Source organism: Superficieibacter sp. BNK-5 (genome assembly GCF_047456055.1).
Lineage (GTDB): Bacteria > Pseudomonadota > Gammaproteobacteria > Enterobacterales > Enterobacteriaceae > Superficieibacter.
On the sequence record NZ_CP179893.1, the window covers coordinates 776,437 to 789,346 of the forward strand.

At 55.3% G+C, this 12,910-nt stretch carries 11 protein-coding genes and 3 tRNA genes; 2 read left to right on the forward strand and 12 right to left on the reverse strand.

The annotated features are described in order from the left end of the window. Window position 1: 1 nt before the first annotated feature. From hflK to nnr, 8 genes are all read right to left on the reverse strand, one after another. The gene (gene hflK, locus ACMGGS_RS03780) at window positions 2-1,258 is read right to left on the reverse strand and encodes an FtsH protease activity modulator HflK (RefSeq protein ID WP_414165098.1); all 1,257 of its coding nucleotides are present in this window, start codon (window positions 1,256-1,258) and stop codon (window positions 2-4) included. Between the two features lie 97 nt (window positions 1,259-1,355). Further along, on the reverse strand, window positions 1,356-2,636 hold the full coding sequence (gene hflX / locus ACMGGS_RS03785) for a ribosome rescue GTPase HflX (RefSeq protein ID WP_176919247.1): 1,281 nt from the start codon (window positions 2,634-2,636) through the stop codon (window positions 1,356-1,358). A 73-nt stretch (window positions 2,637-2,709) separates the two neighbouring features. After that, complete coding sequence (hfq, locus tag ACMGGS_RS03790) at window positions 2,710-3,021, reverse strand: RNA chaperone Hfq (RefSeq protein ID WP_176919246.1); 312 nt, start codon at window positions 3,019-3,021, stop codon at window positions 2,710-2,712. 88 nt (window positions 3,022-3,109) lie between these two features. Further along, entirely contained in the window at window positions 3,110-4,060 is a 951-nt protein-coding gene (miaA, locus tag ACMGGS_RS03795) for a tRNA (adenosine(37)-N6)-dimethylallyltransferase MiaA (RefSeq protein ID WP_414165099.1), read from the reverse strand. After that, window positions 4,053-5,897 (reverse strand): DNA mismatch repair endonuclease MutL, encoded by a 1,845-nt coding sequence (gene mutL / locus ACMGGS_RS03800; RefSeq protein WP_414165100.1) that lies wholly within the window; start codon window positions 5,895-5,897, stop codon window positions 4,053-4,055. Before mutL ends, miaA begins: the two co-directional genes overlap by 8 nt. Before the next feature lie 9 nt (window positions 5,898-5,906). Continuing rightward, complete coding sequence (gene amiB, locus ACMGGS_RS03805; protein WP_414165101.1) at window positions 5,907-7,265, reverse strand: N-acetylmuramoyl-L-alanine amidase AmiB; 1,359 nt, start codon at window positions 7,263-7,265, stop codon at window positions 5,907-5,909. Window positions 7,266-7,281: 16 nt separating this feature from the next. Continuing rightward, window positions 7,282-7,743 (reverse strand): tRNA (adenosine(37)-N6)-threonylcarbamoyltransferase complex ATPase subunit type 1 TsaE, encoded by a 462-nt coding sequence (gene tsaE / locus ACMGGS_RS03810; RefSeq protein WP_414165102.1) that lies wholly within the window; start codon window positions 7,741-7,743, stop codon window positions 7,282-7,284. After that, window positions 7,736-9,262, reverse strand: a complete 1,527-nt coding sequence (gene nnr / locus ACMGGS_RS03815; protein WP_414165103.1) for a bifunctional ADP-dependent NAD(P)H-hydrate dehydratase/NAD(P)H-hydrate epimerase — start codon at window positions 9,260-9,262, stop codon at window positions 7,736-7,738. The genes tsaE and nnr overlap by 8 nt, the downstream gene beginning before the upstream one ends. On the opposite strand from nnr, the gene queG reads away from it, so the two are divergent. Then, a complete protein-coding gene (gene queG, locus ACMGGS_RS03820) occupies window positions 9,261-10,400 on the forward strand; it encodes a tRNA epoxyqueuosine(34) reductase QueG (RefSeq protein WP_414165104.1) in 1,140 nt (379 codons plus the stop codon). The two genes, nnr and queG, sit on opposite strands and share 2 nt — an antisense overlap. A 270-nt stretch (window positions 10,401-10,670) precedes the next feature. On the opposite strand, the gene ACMGGS_RS03825 is transcribed toward queG, so the two are convergent. From ACMGGS_RS03825 to orn, 4 genes are all read right to left on the reverse strand, one after another. After that, a tRNA-Gly gene (locus ACMGGS_RS03825) sits at window positions 10,671-10,746 on the reverse strand. A gap of 25 nt (window positions 10,747-10,771) precedes the next feature. Continuing rightward, a tRNA-Gly gene (locus ACMGGS_RS03830) sits at window positions 10,772-10,847 on the reverse strand. Window positions 10,848-10,871: 24 nt separating this feature from the next. Beyond that, window positions 10,872-10,947: transfer RNA gene (locus tag ACMGGS_RS03835), tRNA-Gly, on the reverse strand. A 191-nt stretch (window positions 10,948-11,138) separates the two neighbouring features. Continuing rightward, window positions 11,139-11,684: an oligoribonuclease gene (orn, locus tag ACMGGS_RS03840; protein WP_103678616.1), complete on the reverse strand. Its 546-nt coding sequence runs from the start codon at window positions 11,682-11,684 to the stop codon at window positions 11,139-11,141. Window positions 11,685-11,813: 129 nt separating this feature from the next. Here orn and rsgA point away from each other — a divergent pair, with 129 nt between their 5' ends. Then, entirely contained in the window at window positions 11,814-12,866 is a 1,053-nt protein-coding gene (rsgA, locus tag ACMGGS_RS03845; RefSeq protein WP_176919238.1) for a small ribosomal subunit biogenesis GTPase RsgA, read from the forward strand. Window positions 12,867-12,910: the final 44 nt, after the last annotated feature.

Sequence of the window (12,910 nt, forward strand, 5' to 3'; positions counted from 1 at the left end):
GTTATTCCCCCTGACGCTGGTAGTCATTACGCTGCGCATTCACGCGGCGTTGATCCATGATATCGCCCTGTTCGGCAGACGATGATTTATTGGCACCGCTATTGCTGCCTGAAGCCGCAGGTGGCAGACGCAGAACGTTATCCGCGCCACTGCGATCGCTCTTTGCGGAAGACGCGCTGTTGCCTTTAAGCATTTGATCCAGCGGCAGAACCATCAGGTTACCGCCCTTGTCGTTAACCAGCACTTTGCGGGTATGGCTAAGGACTTTTTCCATGGTTTCGATATACAGACGCTCGCGGGTGATTTCCGGCGCGGCTTTATATTCCGGCAGCATCTTGGCAAAGCGTGCGACTTCACCCTGCGCTTCTAACACCGTCCGCGTTTTGTACGCGCGGGCTTCTTCCAGAATACGCTGCGCTGACCCGTTAGCACGCGGCTGCACTTCGTTGCTGTACGCTTCTGCTTCACGAATGGATTGCTGCTCGTTTTCACGGGCGGAAATCGCATCGTCAAACGCCGCCTGAACGGCTTCCGGCGGACGTGCGGCCTGGAAGTTAACGTCCAGCAGAGTAATACCCATATTGTACGGACGAATGGTCTCCTCCAGTTCGCGCTGGGTATCGCTACGAATCACGGTACGACCTTCGGTCAGAATACGGTCCATGGTGTATTTACCGATCACACCGCGTAATGCGCTATCCGTGGCCTGACGCAGACTGTCATCAGCGCTGGTGACGCTGAACAGATAACGACGCGGATCGGTGATGCGGTACTGCACGTTCATCTCAACGCGCACTACGTTTTCGTCTGAGGTCAGCATGACGCCGGACGCCGCCAGTTCACGCACAGCCTCGACGTTGACGGCGGTAACGTCGTCAATAAAGGTTGGTTTCCAGTTCAGACCCGGTTCAACCAGGTGGCTGAATTTTCCAAAGCGCGTTACCACGCCGCGTTCCGCTTCTTTAATGGTATAGAAACCACTGGCCGCCCAGATAATAACTACTGCCGCGACAACGATACCGACAATGCGGCCGCCCATTTGAGCGCGAGGTCCCTGCGGCGCACCGCCGCCGGTTCCTTTTCCGCCACCGCCGAAGCCGCCGAGTTTCTTACTCAGCTTGCGAAAGATATCGTCCAGATCGGGCGGTCCCTGTTCACGACCGCCTTTGTTTCCATTTCCACCGGGGTTGCCGCCAGGTTTATTACTTCCCCAGGGGTCGCGGTCTTGTCCGTTATTACCGGGCTGGTTCCACGCCATGTCTGTACTCCATATTTGTTATGCGGTGATATACCCGTCGCATCTGTGCTGCACGTTCCGGGCATCCTCTAAAAGAGGGAAAATAACTTCGGCCGGGTTAAATAATATATTCAACCAGAGCAGGTTCTTGTTTACAGAGTCGACGCCAGTCAACAATGGGCAGGCGAATTTGCAGACTGATACTGCCGTCGTCCTCGAGCCACTCTTTTTCTATTGCCTGAAGCTGATAAAACCGGCTTCTCAGACGCCCTTCCTGCGGAGGTAGACGCAACGTATGCTGCGCTATTTCGCCGGAAAGCCGTTCAGTCAAAGCCTCGAAAAGCAGCGGTACACCCGCTCCGGTCTGTGCAGAAAGCCAGACGCGAACCGGTTTATTCTCTTCATCACGATCGATACGCGGCTCGAAATCTTCCAGCATATCGATTTTATTCATCACCAGCAGGGTGGGAATTTCATGCGCGTCAATCTCATCGAGCACGGTATTCACCGCGTCTATGTTTTCCTGCACGCGAACGTCAGCGGCATCAATAATGTGCAGCAGCAACGTCGCCTGACGCGTTTCCAGCAGCGTCGCTTTAAACGCCGCGACCAGATCGTGTGGCAGATGGCGGATAAATCCAACGGTGTCCGCCAGCACGGTTTCGCCAACATCCACGACGTCGATACGGCGCAGCGTCGGGTCCAGGGTGGCGAAGAGCTGATCTGCCGCGTATACCTGTGATTCCGTGATCTGATTAAACAGCGTCGATTTTCCAGCGTTGGTGTAACCCACTAATGAAACGGTCGGAATATCGGCTTTAATGCGTGATTGACGCCCTTGCTCACGCTGTTTTTCCACTTTGCCAAGCCGTGACTGGATTTGAATAATCCGGTCGCGCAGTAAACGGCGGTCGGTTTCGAGCTGGGTTTCCCCCGGGCCGCGCAAACCAATACCGCCTTTTTGTCTTTCAAGGTGCGTCCAGCCACGCACCAGGCGTGTTGCCATATGACGCAACTGTGCCAGCTCGACCTGTAATTTACCCTCGTGGGTACGGGCGCGCTGGGCAAAAATATCTAAGATAAGACCGGTACGGTCGATAACCCGGCATTCGCATAAGCGTTCCAGGTTACGTTCCTGGGCCGGACTCAAGGCGTGATCAAACAGCACGACTGACGCGCCAGTCGCTTTTACGGCTTCCGCAATTTCAACTGCTTTACCTTCACCAACATAATACTTGGGGTGCGGTGCTTTACGGCTACCGGTAATCACCTGAGTTGCATCGACACCGGCGGAAGAGACCAGAGATTCAAACTCCTGTAGGTCTTCCATATCCTTGTCTTGCGAAAAATAGATGTGTACCAGTACCGCCTGCTCACCGGCATCATAACGGTCAAACAAGCGTAAACCCTCATTAATAACCAGCGGGGAACCTGAAAAAACAAGCTCCCCTGCCTGGAAAACAGCGAATAACTTACTCGTTATCGTCGCCGTCTTGCTGGGACGCAGAAGAACCCTGCGCGTTACTACCGTGATGATAGTTGCTGCCAGTGCCACCCGCAGCGTTGTTGCTGTGATGCGATACCGGACGGGATGGAACCACGGTAGAGATAGCGTGCTTATACACCATCTGGCTTACCGTATTTTTCAGCAGAATCACGAACTGATCGAAAGATTCGATTTGACCTTGCAGCTTAATACCATTCACCAAATAAATAGAAACCGGAACGCGTTCACGACGTAATGCGTTCAGGAACGGGTCTTGTAAAGATTGCCCCTTAGCCATTCTCTCTTTTCCTTATATGTATGCTTGTTTTGTACGTAGAACCTTACGATTCTGCAAATTGCGCACGATACGACTCAATTGTACACATTCAATGAGCGTTAGCACCAACTACCTGCAACACCTTGTTACGTGCCTGTTCCGGTTCTTCACTATCCAGCCAGTGAGCCCCTTCCCAGCCGCGCAGCCAGGTGACCTGGCGTTTTGCTAACTGTCTCGTGGCGCAAACACCTCGATAAACCATTTCATCGTATGATATTTCACCTTCAAGATATGACCACATCTGGCGATATCCCACACAACGAATGGAAGGCATGTCCGTATGCAAATCTCCACGAGCAAAAAGCGCTCGCACTTCTGCTTCAAAATCTGAAGCCAACATCTGATGAAAACGCTGCTCAATGCGCTGATGGAGCAGTTCGCGGCTCGCCGGAGCGATGGCAAACTGATGCACCTTGTAAGGCAGAGCCTCTCCTGACGTTTGCGTCAGTTCCGTTAAAGTTTTACCCGAAATGAAAAAAACTTCCAGTGCCCGGGAAAGTCTTTGCGGATCATTTGGATGAATACGCGTGGCCGAAACCGGATCTATTGTCTGGAGCTGCCGATGTAACGCGTCCCATCCCTGCTCTGCGGCCTGCTGTTCAATTTTCGCCCTGACGCTCGGGTCCGCTGAAGGCAGCGGTGATAACCCTTCCAGTAAGGCCTTAAAATACAACATGGTACCGCCAACCAGCAGCGGAATACGGCCCGCTGCGGTGATCTCTGCCATCTCTTTTAGCGCATCGCGGCGAAAATCGGCCGCGGAGTACGCCTGGGCAGGATCGAGAATGTCTACTAAACGGTGCGGCGCAGCGCGACGCTCTTCTTTGCTCGGTTTCGCCGTCCCGATATCCATTCCCTGATAAATAAGGGCGGAGTCGACGCTTATCAACTCTACTGGCAAAACTTTACGTAACTCAATCGCTAGCGCGGTCTTACCGGAAGCCGTTGGCCCCATTAAAAAAATTGCCTGCGGCAGTTCTGCTTGTCTCACGTTACTCATCTTTCAGGGCATTCATCGCCGTGTGTATCTCTACAGGTTGTAATAATCCGCCCGGCGGCGACATCACTAAATGGGGGCAGAGACGTTCTACATCTGCCAGCACCGAGATAGCCTGCGCCATATTCCACTGGCTATGTTCGCTGGCCAGGTTACGCGCAAGCCACAGGGCGATATCGTCCACATGGTGTGTCGTATGCTGCGCCAGGTAGCCTATCAGTTCAGAAATCAAGTTTTGTAAATTTTGTTGCCGTAAGGGTAAAGGCACGGCGCGAATTGTCACATATTGCGCATCTGATTGAAATTCAATACCCAATGTCGCCAGCGACTGCTGCGCCGCCTTCAGCGCCGTCATTTCAGGTGCAGATACTTTCAGACGCAGCGGGATCAGCAGCGGCTGGGCGCAAATCTCGTTTTTGCCCGGCGTTAGCTGCGCTTGTCTTAGCCAGCGCTCTGCCACTGGCAGCGAGAGCAAACAGAGCTTCCCTTCCCGCTCCATCAGTGCATATTCAGTATGCAGGATGGTTAACACCCGGCCGAAGCTTTGGCTGTGGCCTTCCAGCACTGGCGCGGCGGGTTGTGGTTCGCGGACCTCGCGTTGCGTACCAGGCGTTTGCAGCAGCTCCCGGTAGAGTGTTCCCTGCTTTTTCTGGTAGCCCGGCTGCGCGTTAGGCCAGCTTGCGCCGCCGCCATTGCCTGAAGGGGCAGAAGGTCGTGCTGCGGGGGCTTCTCGCGCCGGAGCTGGCTCGGCAAATTGATTGCGACCGGCAGCGACGCGGTTTTCCGGTACGTGACGCGGCGCAGGGGTATTTTCATCTGCCAGCGGCAATGGAATATCGTGGCTTTGCTGTAAGACGCTTAACACGCCCTGGTAAATAAAATCATGCACCAGCCGTGACTGGTGGAACCGCACCTCATGCTTGGCAGGATGCACGTTAACATCTACCTGATGGGGATCGATTTCGAGATACAGCACAAAGGCGGGCTGCTGATCGATACCCAGTTTGTCCTCGCAGGCCTGGCGAATCGCATGATTAATCAGGCGATCGCGCATCATACGCCCGTTGACGTAGCTGTATTGCGTCTCCGCCAGCGCCGCCGTCGTGCCCTGCGGATTGGCCACCCAGCCGCGCAGCGTCAGATCACCGTGCTGCCACTCAATCGCCAGCGCCTGTTCGAGAAACGCGGTCCCACAAATCGCGCCCATCCGCCGCTCTCTCGGCGCGTTCGGCTGTACGGCCCGGTACTGGCGCACCATTTTACCGTTGTGATTGAGGTTAATGGTGACGTCAAAACGCGCCAGCGCGATGCGGCGAATAATCTCATCAATATGATTAAATTCGGTTTTCTCGGTGCGCATGAACTTGCGCCTGGCGGGCGTGTTATAGAACAGATCCAGCACTTCCAGCGTCGTCCCCACCGGATGAGCGGCGGGCTTGACCGTCACCTCCATATCCCGCCCTTCCGCGTAGGCCTGCCAGGCTTCCTGCTGCTCCGCCGTGCGTGAGGTCAGGGTCAGACGCGAAACGGAACTGATACTCGCCAGCGCCTCGCCGCGAAAGCCGAGGCTGATAATCGCTTCCAGATCGTCAAGGGTGGTGATCTTACTGGTGGCGTGGCGGGCGAGCGCCAGTGCCAGTTCGTCTTTTTTGATACCGCAGCCGTTATCACGGATGCGAATTAACTTTGCGCCGCCGCGCTCAATATCAATATCAATACGAGTGGCACCGGCATCGATACTGTTCTCTACCAGCTCTTTCACCACCGATGCAGGGCGTTCAACCACTTCACCTGCGGCAATCTGGTTTGCAAGCTGCGGCGGCAGAACCTGAATCGGCATGAAATCTCCTTAGTTAAGTAGCATCCCGGCAGGCGATGACGCGCTGGCCACCTGGCCTGCCCCACTCTGCGGACCCGGCTGGAGTGGATGCGCCTGGAAGTAGTTACGCAGCCCTTCATAAATTGCATTGGCAAGCTGCTGCTGATAATCATCACTGGCGAGCAGTCGCTCCTCGCCGTTATTGCTGATAAATCCGGTTTCCACCAGCACGGAAGGAATATCCGGCGAGCGCAATACGCCGAGGCTGGCGTGCTCAGGCCGCCGCTTGTGCAGCGAACCGATGCGCTGGAGCTGGCTCAGCATATTGGTGGCAACATCATACCCGACGCGCTGCGAATGGCCGAATTGTAAATCCAGCACCGCCTGGCTCAGGTAGGGATCGGACTGGCTATTAGCAAGCACGTCGCCCGCGCCGCCGAGCAGTTCAGACTGCTTCTCGTGCTGTTCCAGCCAGCTTGCCATTTCGCTATTGGCGCGACGGTTTGACAGCACCCAGACCGATGCGCCGGTGGCGTCGCGGTTTGGCGCGGCATCGGCGTGAATCGACACCAGGAAGTTAGCATTCTGCTGACGCGCCACGTCTGAACGGCCCATCACCGAGATAAAGTAATCGCCGTCGCGGGTCAACACCGCTTTGAACATTGGATCGTTGTTGAGCAGCGTGCGCAGTTTACGCGCGATAGCGATGGTAACGTTTTTCTCACGCGTACCGCCCGGTCCAATCGCCCCCGGATCCTGGCCGCCGTGACCGGCGTCAATCGCAATGATCACTTTATCACCCGACGCTGTACGCGTGCGCATGGCAGGGCGCGTCACGGTATTACTGTTAGTAACGCTGGTGATGCGGTCGTTGTCGGTTTTAAACGGATTTTTCGCCGGCTGTGTCAATTGCACAGGCCGCGCGGTTTGAACAGGTTGAGTTTGCGCGACGACCGGTGGCGCAACGCGTGGTTGCGTCACGACTGGGGGCGGCGGAGGCGGCGCATCGGCGTTGATGGTAAAGACAACGGTATAGTTACCGCCGTTTTGCTGCTTCACCGCGCGCGTTTTGCCGTTTTGCGTGAGATCGACGACCAGCCGCAGCGACTGGTTATCTTTCGGCGTGCCGGAACGGATCGCTTTCACCAGATTGTCGCCGCTGAACTGAAGCGGAAGCCCCTGGATCACCCCGGTTTGCTTAATATCCAGCGCCACCGTGCGATTGCCCTGCTGTGAAAAAGCGTATTCGGGATCGCCGATAAAACTAAAGGTAATACGGGCCTGGCTATCGCCATTAGAGACCTGGATATCGGACAAGCTTGCCGCTCCGGCCTGCGCGCACAGCACAACCAACAGTGCTACCAACCACTTATGCATACGATACATCATCCCGTCACCCTTAAGGTTAACCGGCTACACGCGCCAGCAGCGAATTACCTGATGCGGAGACCGCCACAATACGCGCCTCACGACCCTGCGTCTGATATTCCAGGTGTATTTCTATATCCGGTTCAGGCAGAACGCCCGTTCCCTGCTGCGGCCACTCCACCAGACAAATTGCCTCGTCGGTAAAATAGTCACGGATGCCCATAAACTCCAGCTCTTCCGGGTCGGCAAGGCGATATAAATCGAAGTGATACACCATCAATGCGTCGAGCGTATACGGCTCCACCAGCGTGTACGTCGGGCTTTTTACGTTGCCGCGATGGCCCAGCGCCTGCAAAAAACCGCGGCTGAAGGTCGTTTTGCCCGCGCCAAGGTCGCCATACAAATAAATCACCGTTGCGCCATTACAGGCCTTAGCGACACGTTCGCCAAGGTCCAGCGTTGCTTGTTCGTCGGGTAAAGGAATCACTCGATTAATCATGTTCAGGGTCAATCACATCCGGGTTAACTACACGCATAAGCGTGGAAAAAAGATCGGTAGCCAGCATGCCACGCGTACCGTGGCGCGCCGCCAGTTTGTCAGCCGCGACGCCGTGCGCCACGCATCCCGCGCTGGCGGCCTCATAGAGCGGCAATTGTTGGGCTAGCAGTGCACCGATAATACCGGACAGCACGTCTCCCATTCCGCCGCTCGCCATGCCAGCGTTGCCGGCATCCGCAATGCCCAGCGAACCTTCATGGCTGGCGATCACCGTCCCCGCCCCTTTCAGGACTACCGTGCCGCCATACTGTTTTACCAGACGCTGCGCAGAAAGTAAGCGATCACTCTCAATTTCCGCCACGTTGGTATTTAATAAGCGGGCAGCCTCGCCGGGATGCGGAGTTAGCAAGCGATTGTGACGTTTATCGGGGTTGATTGCCAGCAGGTTCAACGCATCCGCATCCCACAGCATCGGTTTGCGAAAATTCTCAACTTTATGCAGCGCCTGTTTGCCCCATTTTTGCTGTCCGAGGCCCGGACCAATCACCACTACGTCCGCCCACTCCAGATTATCGTCAAGCGCCTCCGGCGTCAGTTCCTGGACCATCAATTCTGGTCGCGCGGCGAGGATGGGAACGATGTTATCGCTACGGGTTAAGATGCGTACCAGCCCGGCTCCGGCTCTCAACGCCGCCTCGCCGGTCATACGGATCGCCCCTGCTGTACCGTGGTCGCCACCGACAATCAGCAGCTTGCCGTGATCGCCTTTGTTGGAGGTCGGGCAGCGCGGCTTCAACCAGTCGGCCAGCTGTGCGCCATCAAAGCGGTTATAGGGCGCTTCCTGACTGGCCAGCCAGCCTTCCAGCCCAAGAGCATTGTGGTGCAGACGCCCTACGACATCACGGGCTTTGCCGGTCAGCAGACCGGGCTTGAGCGCAATAAAGGTGATGGTGAGGGCGGCGTTAATGACCGCACCCGGCGTGGCCCCCGTCTGGGCGAGCAGTCCGGAGGGAATATCCAGCGCCACTACGGGAGCCGGATGGTTATTGGCATGGTCAATCAGCGCGGCAATCGCCTCGCGCGGCGCGCTGCGTAATCCGGTTCCCAACAGGCCATCAATGATGACATCAATGCCTTCCGGCCAGGCGACATCCGGTGCATGGATCGTCCCGGCCGCGTTAAGCCAGGCGTCACGCGCGCTTTCCGCCTCTTCCGGCAGCGGCTTCTCGCTTTCCAGCGCAATCAGGCTGACCTGAATGCCCGCCGCCTGCGCCAGCCTCGCTACCACATAGCCATCACCGCCGTTATTGCCAGCGCCGCAAAGAATCAGCCAGTGGCGGGAAGCCGGATACGTCTCCCGCGCCAGCGTAAAGGCCGCCAGACCCGCACGTTGCATCAACTCGTATAACGTAATCCCTAATGCATCCGCCGCCTCCTGTTCAAGGTGCGGCAACGCCTGCGCAGGCCAGACAGTGTGTGGTATACTTGCGCGGTTTGTATTCATCTTATGGTCCGTCATGTCTCAGCCCCTCGATCTCAATCAGTTAGCGCAAAATATTAAACAATGGGGCACTGAACTCGGGTTCCAGCAGGTCGGTATTGCCGATACCGACCTGAGCGCCAGCGAACCGAAACTACAGGCGTGGCTCGATAAGCAGTACCACGGCGAAATGGAGTGGATGGCGCGTCACGGCATGATGCGCGCCCGTCCGCATGAGCTTTTGCCCGGTACGCTTCGCGTCATTAGCGTGCGGATGAACTATCTGCCCGCCAACGCTGCTTTCGCCCGCACGCTGAAAAATCCCTCTCTTGGCTACGTCAGCCGCTACGCGCTGGGGCGCGACTACCATAAGCTGCTGCGCAATCGCTTAAAAAAGCTTGGGGAGAAAATTCAGGAACAGTGCGCGTCGCTGAATTTTAGACCTTTTGTCGATTCTGCGCCTCTGCTTGAGCGTCCGCTGGCGGAAAAAGCCGGGCTGGGCTGGACAGGTAAGCACTCACTTATCCTTAGCCGCGATGCCGGATCGTTCTTCTTTCTCGGCGAACTGTTAATTGACTTACCGCTTCCTGTCGATAGCCCTGTCGAAGAAGGCTGCGGCCGCTGCGTCGCCTGCATGACGATCTGCCCTACCGGGGCGATTGTTGAACCTTATACCGTAGACGCCCGGCGCTGTATCTCCTATCTGACGATTGAACTGGAAGGTGCTATTCCTGAAGAATTCCGTCCGCTGATGGGCAACCGGATCTACGGCTGCGATGACTGTCAGCTGATCTGTCCGTGGAACCGCTATTCGCAGCTTACCGAAGAAGAGGATTTCAGTCCGCGCAAATCGCTGCACGCGCCGGAACTGATCGAACTGTTTGCCTGGAGCGAGGCCTGGTTTCTGAAAGTCACCGAAGGCTCGGCAATTCGCCGTATCGGCCATCTGCGCTGGCTGCGAAATATTGCCGTCGCACTGGGAAATGCACCGTGGGATGAAGCCAATATTCAGGCGCTGGAATCGCGCCGGGGTGGGCACCCACTTCTCGACGAACACATAGAATGGGCGATTGCGCAGCAAATCGAGAAGCGAAATGCCTGCGTAGTGGAAGTGCAGTTGCCGAAAAAACAGCGGCTGGTACGGGTGGTTGAAAAAGGACTGCCGCGCGACGCCTGATTCATTCACAGCGTGTGTATAAAATTAAAAACCTATTGGTATTCAACACGCAAAAATTCGTCAAGCGATCTAATTAACATTTTGAAATATTATTTTATTTATATATTTCATTGAGTTATCAAGAAATAATTTACATTTTGAACATTTATCAGCAAACCGTCGACGATCGCAACCTGTGGATAAGTCTGTTCACAGAAGTTTGTCAGAAGTGACAAATACCCCATTCAACGGGCCTTGCCGCTGTGGATAATTTGTTCTTAAGGTGAAATTTGGAGCGGGAAACGAGACTCGAACTCGCGACCCCGACCTTGGCAAGGTCGTGCTCTACCAACTGAGCTATTCCCGCTTGGGTGGTGTAAATCATCAAATTTTGGAGCGGGAAACGAGACTCGAACTCGCGACCCCGACCTTGGCAAGGTCGTGCTCTACCAACTGAGCTATTCCCGCTTGGGTGGTGTACATCTTCAAATTTGGAGCGGGAAACGAGACTCGAACTCGCGACCCCGACCTTGGCAAGGTCGTGCTCTACCAACTGAGCTATTCCCGCTCTGTGTAACGTTGCAAATTCTGCATCGGTACGGGAGGCGCATTATACGAGAAATCCTTTATGCTGCAAGCCCCCGAACCGCAATTTTTCAACTTTCCCGCCTGAGTGCTGCTTTTATCAGCAAGGCGTACAATTTAGCGTCAAATTTCGCCCTTCGCAAGCGCGTCGGGCGATACAGAGCCGTTTAATGCTTATAATTGAATAAAATGCTCGCGGTAATACGCCAGTTCGGCCACGGATTCGCGGATATCATCCATCGCCTGATGAGTACCCTGCTTGGTAAAGCCCGGCAGAATTTCCGGCTTCCAGCGACGTGCCAGTTCTTTCAGGGTGCTGACATCCAGATAGCGATAGTGGAAATAAGCTTCCAGTTCCGGCATATATTTAAACAGAAAACGGCGATCCTGGCCGATGCTGTTACCGCAAATCGGCGATTTGCCTGCCGGAACCCACTGCTGCAAAAACGCAATCGTGGCAAGCTCTGCGGCCCGGTCGTCGAACTGGCTGGCTTTGACCCGCTCAACCAGCCCGCTGCCGGTATGGGTGCGCACATTCCAGTCATCCATCAATGCCAGTTGTGCGTCGGACTGATGCACCGCAATCGTCGGGCCTTCCGCGAGGATGTTTAAATTCGCATCGGTCACCAGGGTGGCAATTTCAATGATGCGATCGCGCTCGGGATCCAGCCCGGTCATTTCCAGATCGATCCAAATCAGGTTGTTTTCATCTGCACTCATGCTATTTTCCACCCATAATTTTATATTCGAGACTCGTTAACGTTATGACGGATGACGGGTCGGCAATCTTAATCGATAGCATGTATCATAGAGGTTTTGCCCCTGACGGGCGACCAGGAGTCAGTACGATTGAGTAAAAATAAACTCTCCAAAGGTCAGCAGCGCCGCGTAAAAGCGAATCATCAGCGCCGACTTACCACGACTGCGGAGAAGCCTGATTATGATGACAATCTGTTTGGCGAGCCGGCGGAAGGCATCGTCATCAGCCGCTTTGGCATGCACGTTGACGTTGAATCTGCCGACGGTGAAACCCACCGCTGCAATATTCGCCGCACCATTCGCTCGCTGGTGACCGGAGACCGCGTCGTCTGGCGTCCGGGAAAAGCGGCGGCGGAAGGCGTCAACGTCAAAGGCATCGTGGAAGCAGTGCATGAGCGTACCTCCGTCCTGACGCGCCCGGACTTTTACGATGGCGTGAAACCAATTGCCGCCAACATTGACCAGATTGTTATCGTCTCGGCGATCCTGCCGGAATTATCAGTCAACATTATCGATCGCTACCTTGTCGCCTGTGAAACGCTGGAGGTGGAGCCGATCATCGTCCTCAACAAAATCGATTTGTTGGATGACGACGGCATGCGTTTTGTGAATGAGCAGATGGATATCTACCGCCATATTGGCTATCGCGTACTGATGGTATCCAGCTATACCCAGGACGGGCTGAAACCGCTGGAAGAGGCGCTGACCGATCGTATCAGCATCTTTGCCGGGCAATCTGGCGTGGGCAAATCCAGCCTGCTGAACGCGCTGTTAGGGTTACCGGTTGAGATCCTGACTAACGACGTTTCCGACAACTCCGGCCTGGGCCAGCACACTACCACGGCGGCGCGCCTGTACCACTTTCCGCACGGCGGCGACGTGATCGACTCTCCCGGCGTGCGCGAGTTCGGCCTCTGGCATCTGGAGCCAGAACAAATCACTCAGGGTTTTGTCGAATTCCACGACTATTTAGGTCTGTGCAAATATCGCGACTGTAAACATGATACCGATCCCGGCTGCGCCATTCGCGAGGCGGTAGAGAAAGGAGAAATTGCGCAGAGCCGTTTTGACAATTATCACCGTATTCTGGAAAGCATGTCGCAGGTAAAGACGCGTAAAAACTTTTCTGAAACCGATAACTGACATTTATGCTTAGCATCGCTAAAATCGTCCCCTTTTTTCATGGA